We start from the raw sequence: 22,393 nt of genomic DNA, 5'->3' as shown, positions 1-22,393 counted from the left end.
TCCTACAAAAAATCGTACTCCGCGCAAAGTCAAATCGGGTTGGGGCAATCGATGAAGATGTGCTCAAGCGCAAACCGTTTCGCCAGGTAATCACCCAGCGCCTGCACGCCATAGCGCTCGGTGGCGTGGTGACCGGCCGCAATGAAGCTGATGTCGTTTTCCCGGGCGCTGTGGAAGGTTTGCTCCGAGGCTTCGCCGCTGAGGTACAGATCGACACCCGCCAGTACCGCCTGATCGATGTAGCCCTGACCGCCACCGGTGCACCAGCCAACGCGGCGAATCATTGCGCTGCCTTCAATCAGCAGTGGCTCGCGCCCCATGACTTCCTGCACCCGACGGGCGAAATCCCGGGGCGTCACGGGCTCGTTCAACGAGCCGACCAGACCGACGAGTTTCAGGTTATCGGGATCCAGCGGGCCTTCGACGGTGATGTCCAGCTGCCGCGCCAACTGCACGTTGTTGCCAACGTCAGGGTGCAAGTCCAGCGGCAGGTGATAGGACAGCAGGCTGATGTCGTGCTTGAGCAGCGTTTTCAGGCGGCGCTGCTTCATGCCGGTGATGCACGGGTTCTCGCCTTTCCAGAAATAGCCGTGATGCACCAGCACCAGGTCGGCGTTGGCCTGCACCGCGGCATCGAGCAAGGCCTGGCTGGCGGTGACGCCACTGACGATGCGCATCACCTGCGGCCGGCCCTCGACCTGCAGGCCGTTGGGGCAGTAATCGGCAATTTTCGAACTGCCGAGGTAACGGTCGGCTTCTTCGACCAGGGTGCTCAGGGCGACGGCCATAAAAGACTCCTAAATATCCCGTTCAGAGGCACGCGCGGCCTCGTATAATGCGCGTCATTATGAGCGGTCTCTAACCGCCTGCAACTCTCTCAGGACGTGCTTAATGCTCAAGGCGCTGCGTTTTTCCGGCTGGCCGCTGTTGGCCGGCGTGCTTGTCGCTCTGTTAATCATCCAGCGTTACCCGCAGTGGGTCGGGCTTCCAAGCCTCGACGTGAACCTGCAACAAGCCCCGCAAACCACCAGTATGCAGCAAGGCCCGGTGTCCTATGCCGACGCGGTGACCACCGCCGCGCCGTCGGTGGTGAACCTGTACACCACCAAAGTCATCAACAAACCCAATCATCCGCTGTTCGAGGATCCGCAGTTTCGTCGCTTCTTCGGCGACAACTCGCCCAAGCAGAAACGCATGGAGTCGAGCCTCGGTTCCGGCGTGATCATGAGCCCGGAAGGCTACATCCTGACCAACAACCACGTGACCAGCGGCGCCGACCAGATCGTGGTGGCGCTCAAGGACGGCCGTGAAACCCTGGCACGGGTGATCGGCAGCGACCCGGAAACCGACCTCGCGGTGCTCAAGATCGACCTGAAGAAACTGCCTTCGATCACTGTCGGCCGCTCCGACAACATCCGCATCGGCGACGTGGCCCTCGCCATCGGCAACCCGTTTGGCGTCGGCCAGACCGTGACCATGGGCATCATCAGTGCCACCGGGCGCAATCAACTGGGCCTGAACAACTACGAAGACTTCATCCAGACAGACGCCGCGATCAACCCCGGCAACTCCGGCGGTGCGCTGGTGGACGCCAATGGCAACCTGACCGGCATCAACACGGCGATCTTCTCCAAGTCCGGCGGCTCGCAAGGCATCGGCTTCGCGATTCCGGTGAAGCTGGCCATGGAAGTGATGAAGTCGATCATCGAACACGGCCAGGTGATTCGCGGCTGGCTCGGTATCGAAGTGCAGCCATTGTCCCAGGAACTGGCGGAGTCGTTTGGCCTGTCGGGGCGTCCGGGCATTGTGGTGGCGGGGATTTTCCGCGACGGTCCCGCGCAAAAGGCCGGCCTGCAATTGGGTGACGTGATTCTCAGCATCGATGGCGAGCCGGCGGGCGATGGCCGCCGCTCGATGAACCAGGTGGCGCGGATCAAGCCGACCGATAAGGTCACTATCCAGGTGATGCGCAATGGCAAGGAACTCAAGCTCACGGCGGAAATCGGCCTGCGTCCGCCACCTGCGCCGGTCAAGGAAAAAGAAGAGAACTAACCCTGGCCCGAGAAAAACGGGCTATTGGAAGACATTCTCATTAGACATGTTATATTGTTTCAATTACTGTAATTGGAACAACATAACATGTCGTCTCGAACAAAGGCCTCCTTCGTCGGATTCGCCCTCGGCCTGCTGGGAAACCCGGTCTTCGCCGAAGAATCACCCACGTTTGAACTGGACGCCATCAGCGTCACTTCCGATTACGAATCCCCCACAGGCCCGGTCGAAGGCTATCGTGCCACCCGCTCATCCAGCGCGACAAAGACCGACACGGCCATCCGCGACATCCCGCAATCGATCAGCGTGATTCCCGCCAGCGTGCTCAAGGGCCTGGGCAGTACCAGCGTCGAACGCGCGCTGGATTTTGCCGGCGGTGTGTCGAAGCAGAATAACTTCGGCGGCCTGACGCTCTACGAATACAGCGTGCGCGGCTTCACCACGTCGGAGTTCTACAAGGACGGATTCAGCGCCAACCGGGGCTACCCCAGCACACCGGATGCGGCCAACATCGAACGTATCGAAGTGCTCAAAGGCCCGGCTGCCAGCCTGTATGGCCGGGGTGATCCCGGCGGCACGGTCAACATCGTCACCAAGAAGCCACAGCCTGGCGCCTTTGCCACACTGCAAACCAGCGCTGGCAGCTGGGATCGCTATCGCACCACGCTGGACCTCAACACGCCGCTGGATGAACAAGGTGATGTCCTGTCGCGAGTGAACCTGGCCGTCGAAGACAATCACAGCTTCCGTGATCATGTCGACAGTCAACGCGTGTTCGTCGCGCCCTCCTTCAGCTGGCAACTCAATCCCGACACCAGCCTGTTGGTGGAAAGCGAATTCGTCCGGCACAGCTCCACCTTCGACCGTGGCATTGTCGCGCCGAACAACACGTGGAGTGGCGTTTCCCGTTCGACCTTCCTCGGCGAACCCAACGACGGCGACATCGACAACCACAACAATCTGCTGCAAGCCGCACTCGAACATCAGCTCAACGACACCTGGAAGCTGCGCCTGGCCAGCCACTACAAGGAGGGCAAACTCTGGGGTTTCGCCTCCGAGTCACGGCCGCTGAATGCCGATGGCCACTCGGTCAACCGCCGTTACCGTGAGCGTGACAACAACTGGCACGACAGCATCACCCAGCTCGAACTGCGCGGCCTGTTCGACCTCGGCAGTTGGCAGCACGAATTGCTGATCGGCAGCGAGTACGAGAACTATCGCAAGGACGAGCGGGTCACGACGATCGCCGGCAGCCCCTACGCCATCGACATCTACAACCCGATTTACGGCCAGCCGAAACCCGACGGTGCGCGCTCAGGGACGGACTTCTTCGAGCACGTCGAAAGCCATGCACTGAACCTGCAGGATCAGATCATTTTCACTGACAAGGTGCGGGGCATGCTCGGTGCACGCTTCGAACACTTCGAGCAGAGCATCGACGACCACACCCGCGACACCACCAGCCGCCAGCGTCACGACGCCCTGACCCAACGGGCCGGCCTGCTCTATCAGCTGACGCCTGACGTCGGCCTGTTCGCCAATGTGTCCACCTCGTTCAAACCCAATAACGGCCTGGACGCCGCCGGCAAATCCTTCGACCCGGAAGAAGGCGTCGGCTATGAAGTCGGCATCAAGAGCGAGCTGTTCGACGAACGCGTGAGCAGCACCCTCGCCGCTTTCCATATCGAGAAGGAAAACGTCCTCGCCCTCGATCCGGGCACTGACACCAGCCGCGCCATGGGCAAGGCGCGCAGCCAGGGCTTCGATCTGCAATTCGCCGGGCAAGTCACCGATGCGGTACGGGTGATCGGCGCCTTCGCCTACATCGATGCCGAAGTCACCCAAGGCGACAAGGCCATTCCCACTGGCAGCCGAATTCTCGGCGTGGCTAAACGCAGCGGCAGCCTATTGGGGGTTTATGAGTTTCAGGACGGCCACTGGCGCGGTTCGGACGTCGGCGCGGCCTTCACCTATGTCGGCGATCGCTCGGGTGAAGCCGGCAGCGACTTCGAGCTACCGGCTTACCACACCGTCGACCTGCTGGCCCATTACAGGGCAAGCGAAAACGTCACGGTGGGGCTGAACCTGAACAATGTTTTCGACGAGAAATACTTCGAGCGCTCGTACAGCAACTACTGGGTCAACCCCGGCGAGCCGCGCAATTTCACTGTCAGCCTGACACTCACTCTGTAAAAGGACGTCTTCATGCACCCTCTCAAACCCCTGGCGCTGCTCGGTTTGCTGTTCGCCACCCAGGCCTCGGCCCACGGCCTGTGGACAGAACAACGCCGCGGCAACATTGAAGTGATCTACGGCCATGGCGCCGAGGACAATGCGTTCAAGGCGCAGAAAATCAGCGGTGCCTGGGCCTACGACAGCAACGGAAAAATGATTCCGGTCACGGTGCAGCGCCTGGCCGACCACGCACGCCTGCAACCGCTGAAGCCGGCCGCGGTTATCGCCGTGGCACTCAACAATGGCATGTGGTCGCAAACAGCCGAGAAAAAATGGATCAACGAGGGCCGCAGCAAAGTGCCCGGCGCCATTGAATCCACAGAGACATTCAAGTACAGCCTGGCGATTTATCAGCCGGGAGCGAAGCTGCCGAAACTCGATCAGATCAAACTGCTGATCCTGCCGGAGGTCGATCCGCTGGGCGTTGGACCGGGCCAGCAGTTACCGGTCCGGGTGCTACTGGATGGCAAGCCGGCGGCGGGGGTGAAGCTGGTTGGCGCCTACCGCAATGCGCCGAATACCCTCACCACCGAGACTGATGCAGACGGTCGGGCGCGGGTGCTGGTGCGCAATGAAGGGTTGAATGTGATTGCGGCGCAGGTGGAAGTGCCGGTGAAGGACAGCCCCGACGTGAACAGTCGGGGGCTGTTCAGCTCGCTGACGTTCCTGGGCGAAGCGCATCACGAGTAGATCTACACCGAACCCTGTAGGAGCATGGCTTGCCCGCGATGAACGGTTCCGCGGTAAAGCAGTTTCATCGCGTTATCGTTCATCGCGGGCAAGCCTTGCTCTTACAGGTCGCCTAGGCCGTCGATCAGTGCCTGGTTCTGTTCCGGCGTACCAATCGAGATCCGCAGGAACTGCGCAATCCGCTCCTGCTTGAAGTGCCGCACGATCACGCCCTGCTCACGCAACTTCGCCGCCAGTCCCGCTGCATCATGCTGCGCGTGACGGGCAAAAATGAAGTTCGCCGCCGACGGCAACACTTCAAAGCCCTTGGCTTGCAATTGGGAGGTCACCCATTCGCGATTCTCGATCACCAGGCTACAGGTCTTGTCGAAATACTCGCGATCCTCAAATGCCGCTGCCGCACCGACGTTCGCGATGCGGTCGATCGGATAGGAGTTGAAGCTGTTCTTGATCCGCTCCAGCGCCTCGATCAGGTCCGGATGCCCCACCGCCAGGCCAACCCGCAGGCCGGCCAGGGAACGGGATTTGGACAGGGTCTGGGTCACCAGCAGGTTCGGATAACGGTCCACCAAGGTGATTGCCGTCTCGCCACCGAAGTCGATGTAAGCCTCATCCACCACGACCACCGAATCCGGGTTGGCCTTGAGGATTTGCTCGACCGCCTCCAGCGCCAACAGGCAACCGGTCGGTGCGTTCGGGTTGGGGAAGATGATCCCGCCGTTCGGTTTTGCGTAGTCCGCAGGATTGATCTGGAACTGCTCGTCCAGCGGCACTGCGTCGAACTTAATGCCGTACAGCCCGCAGTACACTGGATAGAAGCTATAGCTGATGTCCGGGAACAGCAGCGGTTGATCGTGTTGCAGCAAGCCGTGGAAGATGTGCGCCAGGACTTCGTCGGAACCGTTGCCGAGGAACACCTGGTTGCTCTGTACGCCGTAGTATTTGGCAACGGCATTTTTCAGCAGATCGCTGTTCGGATCCGGGTACAGGCGCAGGTTGTCGCTCAGTTCGGTCTGCATCGCGGCCAGGGCCTTGGGCGATGGACCGTACGGGTTTTCGTTGGTGTTGAGCTTCACCAGTTTCGCCAGTTTTGGCTGCTCGCCCGGTACGTAGGGCACCAGGTTCTTGACGAACGGGCTCCAGAATTTACTCATCTCAGTTCCCCTGCTTGTCGTCGATGATGCGGTATTCGGCACTGCGAGCGTGGGCGGTCAGCGACTCGCCACGGGCCAGCACGGAAGCGGTTTTGCCCAGGTCGGACGCGCCCTGCTCCGAACAGAAAATGATCGACGAACGTTTCTGGAAGTCGTATACGCCCAGTGGCGACGAGAACCGCGCCGTGCCGGACGTCGGCAATACGTGGTTCGGGCCTGCGCAGTAGTCGCCCAGTGCTTCGCTGGTGTGACGGCCCATGAAGATGGCGCCGGCGTGGCGGATCTGCGGGAGCCAGGCGTGCGGATCGGCGACCGACAACTCCAGGTGCTCCGGCGCGATGCGGTTGGCCACTTCGATGGCTTGCTCCATGTCACGCACCAGGATCAGCGCACCACGGCCGTTGATCGAGGTTTCGATGATCTCGGCGCGCTCCATGGTCGGCATCAGTTTGGCGATGCTCGCGGCGACCTGATCGAGGAAGGCCGCATCCGGGCTGACCAGAATCGCCTGGGCGTCTTCGTCATGCTCGGCCTGGGAGAACAGGTCCATGGCGATCCAGTCAGGATCGGTCTGGCCGTCACATACCACGAGGATCTCCGACGGACCGGCGATCATGTCGATACCGACCTGGCCAAACACGTGACGCTTGGCGGTGGCGACATAGATGTTGCCCGGGCCAACCACTTTATCGACCTGCGGGACGCTTTCGGTGCCATAAGCCAGCGCGGCAACCGCTTGCGCGCCGCCGATGGTGAAGACGCGGTCAACGCCGGCGATGCAGGCAGCCGCCAGTACAAGCTCGTTGATTTCACCCCGCGGGGTCGGCACCACCATGACCACTTCGGTCACACCAGCAACCTTGGCCGGAATCGCGTTCATCAACACAGAAGAGGGGTACGACGCCTTGCCGCCCGGTACGTACAGACCGGCGCGATCGAGCGGCGTGACCTTCTGGCCCAGCACGGTGCCGTCGGCTTCGGTGTAGCTCCAGGAGTCCTGTTTCTGCTTTTCGTGGTAGCTGCGTACGCGGGCCGCGGCTTTTTCCAGGGCTTCGCGCTGTGGCACGGTAATGCGGGTAAGTGCCAGCTCCAGGCGCTCGCGCGGCAGGATCAGGTCAGCCATGGACGCGACGTCCAGCCCGTCGAACTGACGAGTGAATTCCACCAATGCGGCATCGCCACGCTCGCGAACAGCCTTGATGATATCCAGCACGCGCTGATTGACCGAGTCGTCAGACACACTTTCCCAGCTCAGCAGATGATCCAGATGATGCGCGAAATCCGGGTCAGCAGCGTTGAGTCGGCGAATTGCAGTCGGTGCGGTCATAGCGAGAGCCTCATAGGATTGGCAAAAAACTCAGGCGCCCGAAACTAACATTCGATCCGCTTGGGCACCTGAGAATTCTGGCTATGAGGCGGATAGACGGCGCGACTCAACGTCGCGCAAGTGAATCAGCCGCGGTGTCGAGACTCCACTGCCTTGCGCAGGGTGTCGATCAACGCCTGGATACGGGCGTGCTGCATTTTCATCGAAGCCTTGTTGACGATCAGCCGGGAGCTGATGGCCGCGATGAAATCCTGTGGCTCCAGGCCGTTGGCCCGCAGCGTGTTACCGGTGTCGACCACGTCGATGATCTTGTCGGCCAGGCCGATCAGCGGCGCCAGCTCCATCGAGCCGTAGAGCTTGATGATGTCGACCTGGCGGCCCTGCTCGGCGTAGTAACGCTTGGCAACGTTGACGAACTTGGTGGCGATACGCAGGCGGCCCTTGGGCTCGACCGCACCGACCTTGCCGGCGGTCATCAACTTGCACTGGGCAATCTGCAGGTCCAGTGGCTCGTAGAGGCCCTGGCCGCCATATTCCATCAGCACGTCTTTACCGGCGACACCGAGGTCGGCGGCACCATGCTCGACATACGTCGGCACGTCGGTGGCACGCACGATCAACAGGCGTACATCTTCCTGGGTCGTGGGGATGATCAGCTTGCGGCTCTTGTCCGGATTCTCGGTCGGCACGATGCCCGCTTCAGCCAGAAGCGGCAGGGTGTCGTCAAGGATGCGGCCCTTGGACAGTGCGATGGTCAACATGGGAAACGTCAGTCCTTATCAAGGTACTCATGCCCGGTCGCAAATGGCGCCGGACACACATCGAGCCGGAAACCGGCTCGACTTCAACAAATCAACGGGCACGTCCCTGTACCCATGAAGCAGGAACTAGCCCGGAACGCGACGGATCTTGGCGCCCAGCATCTGCAGTTTCTCTTCGATGCACTCGTAACCACGGTCTATGTGGTAGATGCGGTCGATCAGGGTGTCGCCGTCGGCGATCAGCGCCGAGATCACCAAGCTGGCCGAAGCACGCAGGTCGGTGGCCATCACTGGCGCGCCCTTGAGCTTCTCGGTGCCGGTGACGATGGCGGTGTTGCCTTCGACCTGGATCTTGGCGCCCATGCGATGCAGCTCGTACACGTGCATGAAGCGGTTTTCGAAGATCGTCTCGATCACAGCGCCCGTGCCTTCGGCAATGGCGTTGAGGGAGATGAACTGCGCCTGCATGTCGGTCGGGAACGCCGGGTACGGAGCGGTCCGCACGTTCACGGCTTTAGGCCGCTTGCCGTGCATGTTCAGCTCGATCCAGTCTTCACCGGTGGTGATTTCGGCACCCGCTTCGCGGAGTTTCTCCAGCACGGCTTCGAGGATGGTCGGATCGGTGTCCTTGACCTTCACACGTCCGCCGGTCACGGCCGCGGCCACCAGGTAGGTGCCGGTTTCGATACGGTCCGGCATCACCTTGTAGGTGGTGGTGTGCAGACGCTCGACGCCATCGATGGTGATGGTGTCGGTACCAGCGCCGGAAACCTTGGCGCCCATGGCGTTCAGGAAATTCGCCAGGTCGACGACTTCAGGCTCGCGCGCGGCGTTCGCCAGGACGCTGCGGCCCTTGGCGAGGGCTGCGGCCATCATGATGTTTTCGGTACCGGTCACACTGACGGTGTCGAAGAAGAAGTGCGCACCGCGCAGGCCGCCTTCAGGCGCCTTGGCCTTGATGTAGCCGCCTTCGACGTCGATGATCGCGCCCATGGCTTCCAGGCCACGAATGTGCAGGTCAACCGGACGCGAACCGATGGCGCAACCGCCAGGCAGCGCGACTTCGGCTTCACCGAAACGGGCAACCATCGGGCCCAGCACCAGGATCGACGCACGCATGGTTTTAACCAGTTCGTACGGAGCGATCAGGGTCTTGATGGAACGTGGGTCGATTTCGACGGCCAGCTTCTCGTCGATCACCGGCTCGATCCCCATGCGACCGAACAGCTCGATCATGGTGGTGATGTCGTGCAGGTGTGGCAGGTTGGCAACGGTCACCGGACCATCGCACAGCAGGGTAGCCGCCAGGATCGGCAGGGCGGAGTTCTTTGCCCCGGAGATGCGGATCTCGCCGTCAAGACGAGCACCGCCAGTAATAATCAATTTATCCATAAGAATCTCGACGCCCTTGGGCTCAGGTGCGCTCGGCCCAGGCCGCGCTGCTGAAAAATTTCATAGTGACAGCATGGATGCTGCCATCGGTGATCCATGGGTTCAAATGGGCATAGATCTGCTGCTGACGCTTCACCGGGCTCAACGCCGCCAGTTCATCGCTAATCACGTTCAGCTGGAAATTGCAGCCTTCGCCCTCGACTTCCACCTTCGTTCCGGGCAGCTTTCCTTCAAGAAAGCCCTTCACTTCTACGGCCTGCATGCTCAACCTCAATCGGCGCCCTGTGCGCGCGGGTCGGACATCATACAAAAAAGCCCCGCGCCTGCGAACCCCGCGAAGCAGGACTCTGACGGGGGGCTTGTTCATAGATGCGGGTTAGGGATGCGCCAACAGCTCGGTCAGTTCACTGACCTGAGCGATTTCGCGCATGTCTTCTGGCATCCCGCGGATGCTCAGCGCCTTGCCGGCCGCCTGGGCATCACGCATGAAACACAACAGCAACGATAGACCGACGCTGCTGGATTTCTCTACCGCCGAACAATCGATCACCACGGCCGCGGCCTTGCTGGCATTGATCAGCGCCTGCCCCTGCTGGCGCAATTGCGGGCCGGTGCGATAATCCAGCACACCGCTGAGCCGCAGCTCGCCGGCTTCGTCCATCCGGACCGCCGACTCACTCATTGGGTCTGCTTCTCGGTGGATTCCTTGGCCTTGGCGACTTCCCCGGCCCAACCATTGATGGTTTTGTCCAGGTCGTTGCCATTACGCTGCATCGCATCGGCGAACTGATCGCGGAACAGCTTGCCAATGTTGATGCCGTTGATGATGACGTTGCGCAGTTTCCACTCGCCACCGACCTTTTCCAGTGTGTAGGACACAGGATAGATCGCGCCGTTGCTGCCCTTGACCGTCATGCCGACGCTCGTACGCTCGCCCGACTCGTCCTTGGCAGGATCAACGGTGATGCCCTGGTTGTTGTACTCGAGCAAGGCATTGCCATAGAACTGGAACAGACCCTTCTTGAAGTTTTCCTCAAAGGTCTTCATTTGCGCAGGGGTAGCCTTGCGCGAGTACTTGACCGTCATGATGCTCTTGGAAATACCTTCGGCATCCACCACCGGCCCGACAATGGTGTTGAGCGCCGCATAGAAGTCCTGCGGATCCTGCTTGTACTTCTCTTTGTTGGCGGCCAGGTCGGCCAGCAAGCGGTCGGTGGTGTCCTGAACCAGCTCGTGCGCAGTAGGTGCCGCCATCGCGTTGCCCATCAACGGCAAGGCCGCGAGCAAAACCAACAGGCCACGTCGCAAGGTAGAGATCATTCAAAAGCTCCTCATTTGGCGTCTTTGCTAACGGTATTGAGCAGGAATTTACCGATCAGGTCCTCGAGCACCAGCGACGACTGGGTGTCGTGGATGGTCGCGCCATCCTTGAGCAGGGCTTCTTCCCCACCCACACTGATACCGATGTACTTCTCGCCCAACAGGCCAGCGGTCAGGATAGATGCAGTGGAGTCTGCCGGTAGATTATCTACGCGCTTCTCCAGTTGCATGGTCACCCGACCAGTGAAACTGTCGCGATCCAGATCGATTGCCGTGACCTTGCCGATGGTCACACCGGCCATGGTCACTTTGGCTCTGACAGTCAAACCGGCGATATTGTCGAAATACGCATAAAGTTTATAGGTTTCGGTGCTCGGGCTCGGGGACAGTCCACTGACCCGCAACGCCAGCAACAGCAAAGCCAGGATGCCAGCCAGCAAGAAAAGGCCGACACCGATTTCCAGGGTGCGGTTTTGCATCAGAAATCTCCAAACATCAAGGCGGTCAGAATAAAGTCCAGGCCGAGCACAGCCAAAGAGGCATACACCACGGTCTTGGTAGTGGCACGACTGATCCCCTCTGAAGTGGGCTCACAGTCATAGCCTTGGAATACGGCGATCCAGGTCACGACAAAGGCGAAGACCATGCTTTTGATGATGCCGTTGAGCACATCATCGGCAAAGGTCACGCTGTTCTGCATGTTCGACCAGTAGGAGCCTTCATAGACACCCAACCAGTCGACGGCCACCCAGGAACCGCCCCAGATACCCACCACGCTGAAAATCATCGCCAGCACCGGCAAGGAAATGAAGCCGGCCCACAGGCGCGGGGCAATGATGTACTTGAGCGGATCCACCCCGATCATTTCCAGGCTCGAGAGCTGTTCGGTGGACTTCATGTTGCCGATTTCCGCCGTCAGCGCCGAACCGGCACGCCCGGCGAACAGCAAGGCCGTGACCACCGGCCCCAGCTCACGCAGCAGCGTCAGCGCCACCATCTGCCCTACCGCCTGCTCCGAACCGTAGCTGGACAGGATGTTGAAGCCTTGCAGCGCCAGCACCATGCCGATGAATATCCCGGAGACCACAATGATCACCAGGGACATCACTCCCACCGAATGCAGTTGCTTGACCAGCAGGCCAAACCCGCCTCCGATGCCACCGCGCCCCAGCAGTGCATGGAACAGAAAAAGCGAAGAGCGCCCGAACACCGCCAGCACGTCGATGCCGGCGTGGCCGAACCGGCGCACCCTTTCCAAAAGTGAAATCTTGCGCATCAACGCTTCCCCAGAAGATCTGCGCGGTAATCCGTCGCTGGAAAGTGATAGGCGACCGGACCGTCGGGCTCGCCTGTCATGAATTGACGGATACGCGGCTCGTCCGAGTTCATCAGCTCGTCGGGAGTGCCCTGCCCCAGCACCTGCCCGTCGCCCACTACATAGATGTAATCGGCGATGCTGGCGGTTTCGGCCAGGTCGTGGGAAACCACGATACTGGTAATGCCCAACGCATCGTTGAGCAAGCGGATCAGGCGCACCAGCACGCCCATGGCGATGGGGTCCTGGCCGACAAAGGGCTCGTCATACATGAGAATCTGTGGATCAAGCGCAATCGCCCGCGCCAGCGCGACGCGACGCTTCATGCCGCCGGACAGCTCGTCGGGCATCAGGTCGATGGCGCCGCGCAACCCCACGGCCTGCAATTTAAGCAGGACGATGTCGCGGATCATTTCTTCGGGCAGCCCGGTATGAACGCGCAATGGGAAGGCGACGTTCTCGAAGACATCGAGATCGGTAAACAGTGCGCCACTCTGAAACAGCACACCCATGTGCTTGCGTGCATCGAACAGATCACTGCGCGACAGCGCCGGCAGGTTCTGACCATTGACCCAGACTTCGCCACTGGCAGGCCGCAGCTGCGCGCCCATCAAGCGCAAGAGCGTGGTCTTGCCACACCCGGAAGGCCCCATGATGCCGGTGACCTTGCCGCGCGGGATGCGGATATCAATGTTATTGAAAATGCTGCGCGAACCGCGCTTGAAGGTCAGTCCCTTCAGCTCGACCGCGTAGGCGTTATCGGCACTCATCTAAACTCCTTGCGATGCAGCCTCACACTCGGACGCCTGGCTTCCTGACAAAAGCACATACTTCCCGGGCGGGCCGAACTGGCGGCGAACTATATCACTGCAAGCGTCACGCGCCCAAGGCCAATGCCGGGCCATGTTCAGCAACATGACAGCCAGGAAGCTCCATCTAGAGGGGATTCGGTAACAAGGAATGACAATGGGCAACGAACTTGCGTGAGGGTTTCAACCATACCGGCTATAATCGCCGCCTTTTCATCAGGCTAAACATTTTCGAAATGAGCCAATCCAGCGACCTGATCAAGTCAGCACAACGCACCATCCGCCTCGAACTGGAAGCCGTAAAAAGCTTGCTGCCCCGTATCGATGCGGATTTCGTGCGCGCCTGCGAAATGATTCTGTCCAGCAAAGGCCGAGTGGTCGTGGTCGGCATGGGCAAATCGGGGCACATCGGCACAAAGATTGCCGCCACCCTGGCCAGTACCGGCACCACGGCCTTTTTCGTCCACCCTGCCGAAGCCAGCCATGGCGACATGGGGATGATCACCCGCGACGACATCATCCTGGCGCTGTCGAACTCAGGCTCAACCAATGAAATCGTCACCCTGCTGCCACTGATCAAGCGCCTGGGCATCCAGCTGATCAGCATGACCGGCAACCCCGACTCACCACTGGCCAAGGCTGCCGAGGTCAACCTGAATGTGCAGGTCGATCACGAGGCCTGCCCGCTGAACCTGGCGCCCACCTCGTCAACGACCGCCGCGCTGGTCATGGGCGATGCCCTGGCCGTCGCCTTGCTGGAAGCGCGTGGTTTTACCGCCGAGGATTTCGCCTTTTCCCACCCGGGTGGCGCGCTGGGCCGGCGCCTGCTGCTGAAAGTGGAAAACGTCATGCACGCCGGGCAAGAGCTGCCGCAAGTACAGCGCGGCACCCTGCTCAAGGATGCGTTGATGGAAATGACCCGCAAGGGCCTGGGCATGACGGTGGTACTAGAGGCCGACGGCAAGCTGGCCGGGATCTTCACCGACGGTGACTTGCGTCGCACGCTGGACCGCAGCATCGATATCCACAGCGCCACTATCGATCAGGTCATGACGGCCCATGGCAAGACCACCCGTGCCGAAATGCTCGCCGCCGAGGCCCTGAAAATAATGGAAGATCACAAAATCAACGCGCTGGTCGTGGTCGACAGCGAAGATCGCCCGGTCGGTGCCCTGAACATGCACGACTTGCTGCGTGCGGGAGTAATGTAATGAGCACGGACCTGCTGCAACGCGGCCAACAGATCAAACTGGCGGTGTTCGATGTCGACGGCGTCCTGACCGACGGACGCCTGTACTTCCTCGAAGACGGCAGCGAATTCAAGACGTTCAACACCCTCGATGGCCAGGGCATCAAGATGCTGATGGCGGCCGGCGTGCAAACCGCTATCATCAGCGGCCGCAAAACCCCAGTGGTCGAACGACGCGCGAAGAACCTCGGCATTCCCCACCTGTATCAGGGTCGCGAAGACAAACTGGTGGTGCTCGACGAGCTTCTTGCCCAACTCGGCCTAAGCTATGAGCAGGTCGCCTACCTCGGTGACGATTTGCCGGACCTGCCGGTGATCCGCCGCGTCGGCCTGGGCATGGCAGTGGCCAACGCCGCCAGCTTCGTGCGCGAGCACGCTCACGGCATCACCCAAGCCCGAGGAGGCGAAGGTGCCGCACGTGAATTCTGCGAATTGATCCTGCGCGCCCAAGGCCGCCTCGATGAGGCCAACGCCGCGTACCTGTGAGCCAGATCATGCTAAGTAAAAAGATTCGCAACATTCTGCTGTTCGGTAGCATCACGGCGATTTTCGCTGCGGTCGGCTACTGGAACATCAGCCCGGAACGCTTCCTTGACAAGCCGGTAGTGCAAGTCGATGAGAGCGCGATCGACTATTACGCCACCAACGCCCACAGCGTGCAGTTCCTGCCGGACGGCAGGCTGCAATACGAGATGACGTCGGACAAGGTCGAGCACCTGAAAGCCACCGAAGTGACGCTGCTGACCAACCCCGACCTGAACATGTTCCGGGGCACCGAGTTCCCGTGGCATGTGCAAAGCGAAAAAGGTGAAGTCAATCCCGACGGCACACAGGTCGAATTGATCGATTCGGTGCGCATTACCCGTTTCGACGAGAAAAACCGCAGGACGTTGATCACCACCACGCGCATGACCGTGTTCCCGCAGCAGCAATATGCGCAGACCGAGCAACCCGTTAGAATCGACGGCGCCGGCGGCGTATCGACAGGCATCGGAATGAAAGCGTACTTGAAAGAAAGCAGGATACACCTGCTATCGAACGTAAGAGGACAGTATGAGGCTCGTTAAAACACTCCCTATTTTGCTCAGTCTGGGCGCAGCACTGGGAAGCGTGAGCGCCTGGGCTCTGCCGAACGATCAAGAGCAGCCTATCCGCATTCAAGCCGACGACGCCCAACTGGATGACAAGCAAGGCATCGCCACCTATACCGGCGACGTCATCATCACCCAGGGTTCGATGAAGGTCACCGGCAACAAAGTGACCATGACCCGCGCCCCGAACGGCGACATCGACGTGGTGACTTCGGTGGGCAACCTGGCCTACTTCGAGCAACTGCAGACGGCTGGCGACGCCAAGCCGGTTCAAGGCTGGGGCGTAACCATCCAGTACCTCGCCTCACAAAACCGCGTGATACTGATCGACAAGGCCAAAGTCGTCGACAAGGACAACAACGTCACCCAGGGCGAGAAAATCGTCTACGACACCAAGAACAAGCTGGCTAGCGCTGGTCGCGCCACGGGCAGCAAGGTGACCGAGTCGCGTCCGCGCATCGACATGGTGATCCAGCCGAAAAAGAAAACCGACGAGCAAAAGGCCCCGTAATGGCAACTCTGAAAGCCCAGCACCTGGCCAAGAGCTACAAGAGCCGCCAGGTCGTGCGTGACGTCAGCCTGTCCATCGACAGCGGCCAGATCGTCGGCTTGCTCGGCCCCAACGGCGCCGGCAAGACCACCTGCTTCTACATGATCGTCGGCCTGGTACAGGCCGATCAGGGGCGCGTGCTGATCGACGACCTCGACGTCAGTCACCAGCCGATGCACGGTCGCGCCAAGGCAGGTATCGGTTATCTGCCGCAAGAAGCGTCGATCTTCCGCAAACTCTCGGTGGCCGACAACATCATGGCCATCCTCGAGACCCGCAAGGAACTCGACAAGGCCGGTCGGCGCAAGGAGCTGGAAAGCCTGCTGCAGGAGTTCCATATCAGCCACATCCGCGACAACCTCGGCATGAGCCTGTCCGGCGGCGAACGCCGTCGCGTGGAAATCGCCCGGGCACTGGCCACCAACCCGAAATTCATCCTGCTCGACGAACCGTTCGCCGGCGTCGACCCGATCTCGGTGGGCGACATCAAGCAAATCATCCACCACCTCAAGGCCAAGGGCATCGGTGTGCTGATCACCGACCACAACGTCCGTGAAACCCTGGATATCTGCGAAACCGCCTACATTGTCAACGACGGCCAACTGATCGCCGAAGGCGACGCTGAAACCATCCTGGCCAACGACCTGGTGAAGGAAGTGTACCTGGGACACGAATTCCGTCTGTAAGCGTCGAGGTGTCCGGAGGGTCGAGCGAGCGCTTGGCGCAATAGAAAATCAACCTTTTTTTATTGTTACAGCGCTCTAGGCAAACACCGCAGTTTCGGGCATATAATTTGCTTATGTTTGGCGCTCCGGCGCCCTGTAGTGGATGGCGCATGTGCGCCGGCGAATAAGGTGTTAAGCCCCTGCCATGAAACCATCGCTAGTCTTGAGAATGGGCCAGCAGCTGACGATGACACCGCAGCTGCAACAGGCCATCCGCCTGCTCCAATTGTCGACCCTGGACCTGCAACAGGAAATCCAGGAGGCCCTGGAGTCCAATCCGATGCTCGAGCGCCAGGAAGAAGGCGACGACTTCGACAATTCCGACCCGCTGGCCGACAACGCCGAACACAAGCCCAGTACCGACACCCAGGAACCCTCTTACCAGGAAAGCGCCCCGACCGTCGATAACATCGAGGAAGGCGACTGGAACGAGCGCATCCCCAACGAACTGCCTGTCGATACCGCCTGGGAAGACGTCTACCAGACCAGCGCCAGTAGCCTGCCGAGCAACGATGACGACGAGTGGGATTTCACCACCCGCACATCGGCCGGCGAGAGCCTGCAAAGCCACCTGCTGTGGCAACTGAACCTGGCACCGATGTCCGACACCGATCGCCTGATCGCCGTGACCCTGATCGACTGCATCAACAACCAGGGTTACCTGGACGAGACGCTGGAGGAAATCCTCGAAGCCTTCGATCCGGAACTGGACATCGAACTGGACGAAATCGAAGCCGTCCTGCACCGCATCCAGCAATTCGAACCCGCCGGCATCGGTGCGCGCAACCTGGGTGAATGCCTGCTGCTGCAATTGCGCCAGCTACCCGCCAAGACGCCTTGGCTGGCCGAAGCCAAGCGACTGGTCACCGACTACATCGACTTGCTCGGCAGCCGCGACTACAGCCAGCTGATGCGCCGCATGAAGCTCAAGGAAGATGAACTGCGCCAGGTCATCGAACTGGTCCAGAGCCTCAACCCGCGACCGGGCTCACAAATCGAGTCGACCGAAGCCGAATACGTGGTTCCCGACGTGATCGTGCGCAAGGACAACGAACGCTGGCTGGTAGAGCTCAACCAGGAGTCGGTGCCTCGCCTGCGGGTCAACGCCCAGTATGCCGGGTTCGTTCGCCGTGCCGACACCAGCGCCGACAACACCTTCATGCGCAATCAGCTGCAGGAAGCCCGCTGGTTCATCAAAAGCCTGCAAAGCCGTAACGAAACCCTGATGAAAGTGGCCACGCAGATCGTCGAGCATCAGCGCGGCTTCCTGGAGTACGGCGACGAGGCCATGAAACCATTGGTCCTGCATGACATCGCCGAAGCGGTCGGCATGCACGAGTCGACGATTTCGCGGGTCACCACGCAGAAGTTCATGCATACCCCTCGGGGCATCTATGAACTGAAATACTTTTTTTCCAGCCACGTCAGCACCTCCGAAGGCGGAGAATGCTCGTCCACGGCAATCCGCGCGATCATCAAAAAACTGGTGGCGGCGGAAAATCAGAAAAAGCCGTTGAGTGACAGCAAGATCGCTGGTTTACTGGAGGCACAAGGCATTCAGGTGGCCCGCCGCACCGTCGCCAAGTACCGCGAATCCCTGGGGATCGCGCCTTCGAGCGAACGCAAGCGGTTGATGTAGGGCCACGCCACAGCGTTCCAGTGGCAGATCATCTGGATCTGCCGCTTTATGCACTGGCAACGAAGGAGAAGCTGTATGCAAGTCAACATCAGTGGACACCAACTGGAAGTGACCGAACCTCTTCGCTCCTACATCGGCGAAAAACTCGAACGATTAGAGCGACATTTCGACAAGATCACCAACGTGCAGGTCACGATGACGGTCGAGAAGCTGAAGCAGAAAATCGAAGCCACGCTGCATATTCCCGGCAATGAAGTGGTCGCCAACGCGGAACATACCGATATGTACGCGGCAATCGACGCACTGACCGACAAGCTGGATAAACAACTCAAAAAGCATAAGGAAAAGACCCAGAGCCTCCTCCAGGGCGCTACGGGTCGTTAACACTCCCAACCCATGATCCGACTTGAAAGCATCCTGACCCCCGGCCGTTCCCTGGTGAACGTGCCGGGCGGCAGTAAAAAGAAAGCCCTCGAGCAAATTGCCAACCTTATCCATCGCGAAGTGCCGGATCTGGAGATGCAAGATGTCTTCGAGGCTTTGATTGCCCGCGAAAAACTCGGCTCGACCGGTTTTGGCAACGGCATCGCCATTCCACACTGCCGCCTGAAGGGCTGCATCGCGCCCATCAGTGCCTTGATGCACCTGGACGCCCCCATCGATTTCGACGCCATCGATGGCGCCCCGGTTGACCTGCTGTTCGTGCTGCTGGTCCCGGAAGCCGCTACCGATGCGCACCTGGAGCTGCTACGCCAGATCGCCAGCATGCTCGACCGTAAGGAAGTGCGCGAAAAACTGCGCAGCGCCTCGAGCAATGAAGCCTTGTATCAGGTTGTCCTGAGCGAGCAAAACGGTCACTAATCATGCGTTTGATCATCGTCAGCGGCCGCTCCGGCTCAGGTAAAAGTACCGCCCTCGACGTCCTCGAGGACAACGGCTACTACTGCATTGACAACCTGCCTGCCGGGTTGCTGCCCGAACTGGCCGAGCGAGCGCTGATCCACACCGAGCTGGCACAACCGCTGGTGGCCGTATCCATCGATGCTCGCAACCTGCCAAGCCACCTGTCGCGGTTCCCCGAGTTGCTGGCCGAAGTGCGCAGTCGCCACATCCAGTGCGATGTCCTGTACCTGGATGCCGACGAGGAAACCCTGCTCAAGCGTTTCTCGGAAACCCGTCGGCGTCACCCGCTGAGCAATGCCAGCCGCTCCCTGGCCGAGGCGATCAACGACGAGACCACCCTGCTCGGACCGATTGCCGACCTTGCCGATCTCAAGCTCAACACCACCAGCCTGAACTTGTATCAACTGCGCGATACCATCAAGCTGCGCCTGCTGAACCAGCCGGAACCCGGTACGGCATTCCTCGTGGAATCATTCGGGTTCAAGCGTGGCATGCCGGTCGACGCCGACCTGGTGTTCGATGTGCGCTGCCTGCCCAACCCTTACTGGAAGCCGGAACTGCGCGAGCAGTCCGGGCTCGACCAACCGGTAGCCGATTACCTGGCGGCGCAACCCGATGTCGAGGAAATGTTCCAGGACATTTCTACTTATTTGCTCAAATGGCTGCCACGCTTTGCCGCCAGCAACCGTGCCTATGTCACCATTGCCATTGGCTGCACCGGCGGCCATCACCGCTCCGTCTACCTGACTGAACGTCTTGGCCAGGTCCTGCAGCAATCCCTGAAGAATGTCCAGGTTCGCCACCGCGACCTCAGCTAAAGGATTCACACCGCGATGCCTGCTCTGGAAATCGAAATCATCAACAAGCTGGGTCTGCATGCCCGCGCTTCGGCAAAATTCGTTGGGGTCGCCGGTCAATTCAAGGATTGCACGATCAGGGTAGGACGCACGCCAGAAACCACCGTCGATGGTAAAAGCATCATGGCGATGATGATGCTGGCTGCCGGCAAGGGCACCAAAATTCATTTGAGTACCGAAGGCGAGCAGGAACAAGAAGCGCTGGATGCGCTGGTGGCGTTGATCAACAATTACTTCGACGAAGGCGAGTAAAGGTCAAAAGATCGCAGCCTGCGGCAGCTCCTACAGGGAAACGCGATCCGTGTAGGAGCTGCCGCAGGCTGCGATCTTTTTTACGCTAGCGCGGTATCCATCACCATCATCAAGCAAAACCCGATCAGCAACCCAAGGCTAGCCAGCTTGTCGTGACCGTGCCGCCGCGACTCGGGAATGACTTCGTGGGTGACTACCAACAGCATCGCCCCCGCCGCCAGCGCCAACCCCAATGGCAACAGCAGTTCGGCCAGGCTCACCAGCCACGCGCACAACAGCGCGAATACCGGCTCGACCAACCCTGACGCCGCTCCAATCACAAAGGCCTTGAAACGCGACATCCCTGCCCCGGCCAAAACCAACGCGATCACCAACCCTTCCGGCACATCCTGCAAGGCAATGCCCATTGCCAGGCTGTCGGCATCCGCCATGCCGCCACCGGCCGACACGCCAACCGCCATGCCTTCAGGGATGTTATGGGCAATGATTGCAAACACGAACAGCCAGATCCGTGGCGGGATCACCGGATGCTCCACGGTGCCGACGAGCATTTGTGGTGAAACCCCCGAGACCTTGCGATCCACCAGGAACAGACCGAGCGCACCGAGCATGATGCCGAAGCAGATCAGGCCGCTGGCTGCCCACGGCGTCATGCCAAGGTTTTCAGCCGCGGCAATGCCCGGCACGATCAGCGAAAACGCCGTCGCCGCGAGCATCACGCCAGCACCAAAGCCCAGCAGCGTATCGCTGAGTGTCTGGGGCATACGCCGGATCACCAGCACCGGCACGGCCCCGAGCGCAGTGCCAAGAGCGCAGATCGCCCCGCCCTGCAACGCCCGCGACAGCCGCGGTTCCAGGTCCAGCCACGCCAGCCCGTGCGCAACCAGCAAGCTCATGCCCGCCAGCAGTAGCAGCGATCCAAATGCATAACGAAACATTCGCCCACTTGGGATCGCCAGTGTTTCAGTGCCCATAATCAGCCTTGGATTGTTTTTATTGAAGACTCAGGCCAGTGCAGCTTGATAGCGCGCAGCAACTTCCGGCCAATTGATCACGTTGTAGAACGCACCGATGTATTCCGGACGGCGGTTCTGATACTGCAGGTAGTAGGCGTGCTCCCACACATCCAGGCCGAGGATCGGCGTATTACCGTTCATCAATGGGCTGTCCTGATTGCCACTGCTTTCCACGACCAGGGTCTTTTGCGGTGTGACGCTCAGCCAGGCCCAGCCACTGCCGAAACGGGTCAGCGCAGCCTTGGTGAAAGCCTCCTTGAAGTTGTCGAGGCCACCCAGTTGCTCGTCGATAGCCCGGGCCAACGCGCCTTCAGGCTTGCCGCCGCCGTGGGGCGCCATGACCTCCCAGAACAGTGAATGGTTGGCGTGGCCGCCGCCCTGATTGATCACCGCTGCGCGGAGCTTTTCTGGCAGTTGCTGCACGGCGGCCACCAGTTTTTCCACTGGCCACTCGGCGAACTCGGTGCCCTCGACCGCCGCGTTCAGGTTGTTGATGTAGGTCTGGTGGTGCCTGGTGTAGTGAATCTCCATGGTCTGCGCATCGATGTGCGGTTCCAGGGCGTCGTAGGCATACGGCAAGGCAGGCAGGGTAAAAGCCATGTTCAGTGGACTCCATGAGGGTGAGGCGCAGGGCGTTGCGGCTTTGATGCAGCATCGATGTGCAGCAAACGATGGGTGCGTGGGTATTCACCGTGTTCGCTGATGAAATTCAGTAGCTCGACGTAGGTCTTGTTGCTCTGGCGCAGCGCCGCTTCGCGCAGGGCTGGCGTCAGTCGCGGATCCTGCATGGCCTGCAACAGGCGCTGATGGATGGCGCACAGGTACTCGGCGCTCTCCTCCGGCTGGTTCAGGCGCAAATGCAGGTCCGCCAGGTTGTGATGGGAAATCACGCAGGCCGCCACCGCTTCATCGGCATTTCCCCAGCGCTCGAACAGCACCTGGGCCAGGGCCAATGCCTGCAAGTAAGCCTCGCGAGCATCGACCAGCTCGCCCAACATGAAACAACGATTTGCCCTTTCGATCGTGCGTTTCCAGTGCTCCATGGTGAGCCTCCAA

The 22,393-nt window shown here is 60.2% G+C and carries 27 protein-coding genes; 13 read left to right on the top strand and 14 right to left on the bottom strand.

From position 1 onward, the window contains the following. Positions 1-29: 29 nt before the first annotated feature. Positions 30-788, bottom strand: a complete 759-nt coding sequence (locus HFK74_RS24420; RefSeq protein ID WP_180205717.1) for a Nif3-like dinuclear metal center hexameric protein — start codon at positions 786-788, stop codon at positions 30-32. A 103-nt stretch (positions 789-891) separates the two neighbouring features. Here HFK74_RS24420 and algW point away from each other — a divergent pair, with 103 nt between their 5' ends. From algW to HFK74_RS24405, 3 genes are all read left to right on the top strand, one after another. Next, positions 892-2,052 (top strand): Do family serine endopeptidase AlgW, encoded by a 1,161-nt coding sequence (algW, locus tag HFK74_RS24415; RefSeq protein WP_180205716.1) that lies wholly within the window; start codon positions 892-894, stop codon positions 2,050-2,052. Between the two features lie 87 nt (positions 2,053-2,139). Next, positions 2,140-4,245, top strand: a complete 2,106-nt coding sequence (locus HFK74_RS24410; protein ID WP_180205715.1) for a TonB-dependent siderophore receptor — start codon at positions 2,140-2,142, stop codon at positions 4,243-4,245. A gap of 12 nt (positions 4,246-4,257) precedes the next feature. After that, positions 4,258-4,977: a DUF4198 domain-containing protein gene (locus tag HFK74_RS24405; RefSeq protein WP_180205714.1), complete on the top strand. Its 720-nt coding sequence runs from the start codon at positions 4,258-4,260 to the stop codon at positions 4,975-4,977. Between the two features lie 101 nt (positions 4,978-5,078). On the opposite strand, the gene hisC is transcribed toward HFK74_RS24405, so the two are convergent. The 10 genes from hisC to HFK74_RS24355 form a co-directional block, all read right to left on the bottom strand. Then, entirely contained in the window at positions 5,079-6,131 is a 1,053-nt protein-coding gene (hisC, locus tag HFK74_RS24400; protein ID WP_180205713.1) for a histidinol-phosphate transaminase, read from the bottom strand. A 1-nt stretch (position 6,132) separates the two neighbouring features. Beyond that, entirely contained in the window at positions 6,133-7,458 is a 1,326-nt protein-coding gene (gene hisD / locus HFK74_RS24395) for a histidinol dehydrogenase (RefSeq protein ID WP_180205712.1), read from the bottom strand. A 125-nt stretch (positions 7,459-7,583) separates the two neighbouring features. Further along, entirely contained in the window at positions 7,584-8,219 is a 636-nt protein-coding gene (hisG, locus tag HFK74_RS24390) for an ATP phosphoribosyltransferase (RefSeq protein WP_008018703.1), read from the bottom strand. Between the two features lie 126 nt (positions 8,220-8,345). Next, complete coding sequence (gene murA / locus HFK74_RS24385; RefSeq protein WP_180205711.1) at positions 8,346-9,611, bottom strand: UDP-N-acetylglucosamine 1-carboxyvinyltransferase; 1,266 nt, start codon at positions 9,609-9,611, stop codon at positions 8,346-8,348. Between the two features lie 22 nt (positions 9,612-9,633). After that, the gene (locus HFK74_RS24380; protein WP_180205710.1) at positions 9,634-9,873 is read right to left on the bottom strand and encodes a BolA family protein; all 240 of its coding nucleotides are present in this window, start codon (positions 9,871-9,873) and stop codon (positions 9,634-9,636) included. Between the two features lie 114 nt (positions 9,874-9,987). Beyond that, the gene (locus HFK74_RS24375) at positions 9,988-10,293 is read right to left on the bottom strand and encodes a lipid asymmetry maintenance protein MlaB (protein WP_180205709.1); all 306 of its coding nucleotides are present in this window, start codon (positions 10,291-10,293) and stop codon (positions 9,988-9,990) included. Further along, positions 10,290-10,931 (bottom strand): phospholipid-binding protein MlaC, encoded by a 642-nt coding sequence (locus HFK74_RS24370; RefSeq protein ID WP_180205708.1) that lies wholly within the window; start codon positions 10,929-10,931, stop codon positions 10,290-10,292. Before HFK74_RS24370 ends, HFK74_RS24375 begins: the two co-directional genes overlap by 4 nt. Before the next feature lie 11 nt (positions 10,932-10,942). Continuing rightward, positions 10,943-11,410, bottom strand: a complete 468-nt coding sequence (gene mlaD, locus HFK74_RS24365) for an outer membrane lipid asymmetry maintenance protein MlaD (protein ID WP_180205707.1) — start codon at positions 11,408-11,410, stop codon at positions 10,943-10,945. Further along, the gene (gene mlaE / locus HFK74_RS24360) at positions 11,410-12,207 is read right to left on the bottom strand and encodes a lipid asymmetry maintenance ABC transporter permease subunit MlaE (protein ID WP_008054372.1); all 798 of its coding nucleotides are present in this window, start codon (positions 12,205-12,207) and stop codon (positions 11,410-11,412) included. Before mlaE ends, mlaD begins: the two co-directional genes overlap by 1 nt. Beyond that, positions 12,207-13,016: an ATP-binding cassette domain-containing protein gene (locus HFK74_RS24355; protein WP_180205706.1), complete on the bottom strand. Its 810-nt coding sequence runs from the start codon at positions 13,014-13,016 to the stop codon at positions 12,207-12,209. The genes mlaE and HFK74_RS24355 overlap by 1 nt, the downstream gene beginning before the upstream one ends. A 275-nt stretch (positions 13,017-13,291) precedes the next feature. Here HFK74_RS24355 and HFK74_RS24350 point away from each other — a divergent pair, with 275 nt between their 5' ends. The 10 genes from HFK74_RS24350 to HFK74_RS24305 all read left to right on the top strand — a co-directional run bounded on the left by HFK74_RS24350 (position 13,292) and on the right by HFK74_RS24305 (position 20,321). Beyond that, entirely contained in the window at positions 13,292-14,266 is a 975-nt protein-coding gene (locus tag HFK74_RS24350; RefSeq protein ID WP_180205705.1) for a KpsF/GutQ family sugar-phosphate isomerase, read from the top strand. Beyond that, entirely contained in the window at positions 14,266-14,790 is a 525-nt protein-coding gene (locus tag HFK74_RS24345) for an HAD family hydrolase (protein WP_180205704.1), read from the top strand. The genes HFK74_RS24350 and HFK74_RS24345 overlap by 1 nt, the downstream gene beginning before the upstream one ends. Before the next feature lie 8 nt (positions 14,791-14,798). Beyond that, positions 14,799-15,371, top strand: coding sequence for an LPS export ABC transporter periplasmic protein LptC (lptC, locus tag HFK74_RS24340; RefSeq protein ID WP_180205899.1), 573 nt, complete (start codon positions 14,799-14,801; stop codon positions 15,369-15,371). Continuing rightward, entirely contained in the window at positions 15,358-15,906 is a 549-nt protein-coding gene (lptA, locus tag HFK74_RS24335; RefSeq protein ID WP_180205703.1) for a lipopolysaccharide transport periplasmic protein LptA, read from the top strand. The genes lptC and lptA overlap by 14 nt, the downstream gene beginning before the upstream one ends. Next, the gene (lptB, locus tag HFK74_RS24330) at positions 15,906-16,631 is read left to right on the top strand and encodes an LPS export ABC transporter ATP-binding protein (RefSeq protein ID WP_008054366.1); all 726 of its coding nucleotides are present in this window, start codon (positions 15,906-15,908) and stop codon (positions 16,629-16,631) included. The genes lptA and lptB overlap by 1 nt, the downstream gene beginning before the upstream one ends. A 184-nt stretch (positions 16,632-16,815) precedes the next feature. After that, positions 16,816-18,309, top strand: coding sequence for an RNA polymerase factor sigma-54 (locus HFK74_RS24325; protein ID WP_180205702.1), 1,494 nt, complete (start codon positions 16,816-16,818; stop codon positions 18,307-18,309). Positions 18,310-18,384: 75 nt separating this feature from the next. Further along, a complete protein-coding gene (gene raiA, locus HFK74_RS24320; protein WP_008018717.1) occupies positions 18,385-18,693 on the top strand; it encodes a ribosome-associated translation inhibitor RaiA in 309 nt (102 codons plus the stop codon). Between the two features lie 12 nt (positions 18,694-18,705). Next, on the top strand, positions 18,706-19,170 hold the full coding sequence (gene ptsN / locus HFK74_RS24315; RefSeq protein WP_180205701.1) for a PTS IIA-like nitrogen regulatory protein PtsN: 465 nt from the start codon (positions 18,706-18,708) through the stop codon (positions 19,168-19,170). 2 nt (positions 19,171-19,172) lie between these two features. Next, positions 19,173-20,030: an RNase adapter RapZ gene (gene rapZ, locus HFK74_RS24310; RefSeq protein WP_180205700.1), complete on the top strand. Its 858-nt coding sequence runs from the start codon at positions 19,173-19,175 to the stop codon at positions 20,028-20,030. Positions 20,031-20,045: 15 nt separating this feature from the next. Then, positions 20,046-20,321, top strand: coding sequence for an HPr family phosphocarrier protein (locus HFK74_RS24305; protein ID WP_180205699.1), 276 nt, complete (start codon positions 20,046-20,048; stop codon positions 20,319-20,321). Between the two features lie 80 nt (positions 20,322-20,401). Here HFK74_RS24305 and HFK74_RS24300 read toward each other — a convergent pair whose 3' ends face one another. From HFK74_RS24300 to HFK74_RS24290, 3 genes are read right to left on the bottom strand one after another with little or no spacing between them, the layout of a single operon-like run. Then, on the bottom strand, positions 20,402-21,295 hold the full coding sequence (locus tag HFK74_RS24300; protein ID WP_180205698.1) for a ZIP family metal transporter: 894 nt from the start codon (positions 21,293-21,295) through the stop codon (positions 20,402-20,404). A gap of 30 nt (positions 21,296-21,325) precedes the next feature. After that, a complete protein-coding gene (locus HFK74_RS24295) occupies positions 21,326-21,937 on the bottom strand; it encodes a superoxide dismutase (protein ID WP_180205697.1) in 612 nt (203 codons plus the stop codon). Between the two features lie 2 nt (positions 21,938-21,939). After that, positions 21,940-22,380 (bottom strand): hypothetical protein, encoded by a 441-nt coding sequence (locus HFK74_RS24290; RefSeq protein ID WP_180205696.1) that lies wholly within the window; start codon positions 22,378-22,380, stop codon positions 21,940-21,942. Between the last annotated feature and the right edge of the window lie 13 nt (positions 22,381-22,393).

The organism is Pseudomonas sp. SbOxS1 (assembly GCF_013416725.1).
Classification (GTDB): domain Bacteria; phylum Pseudomonadota; class Gammaproteobacteria; order Pseudomonadales; family Pseudomonadaceae; genus Aquipseudomonas.
This window is presented reverse-complemented; position numbering and strand designations above follow the sequence as displayed.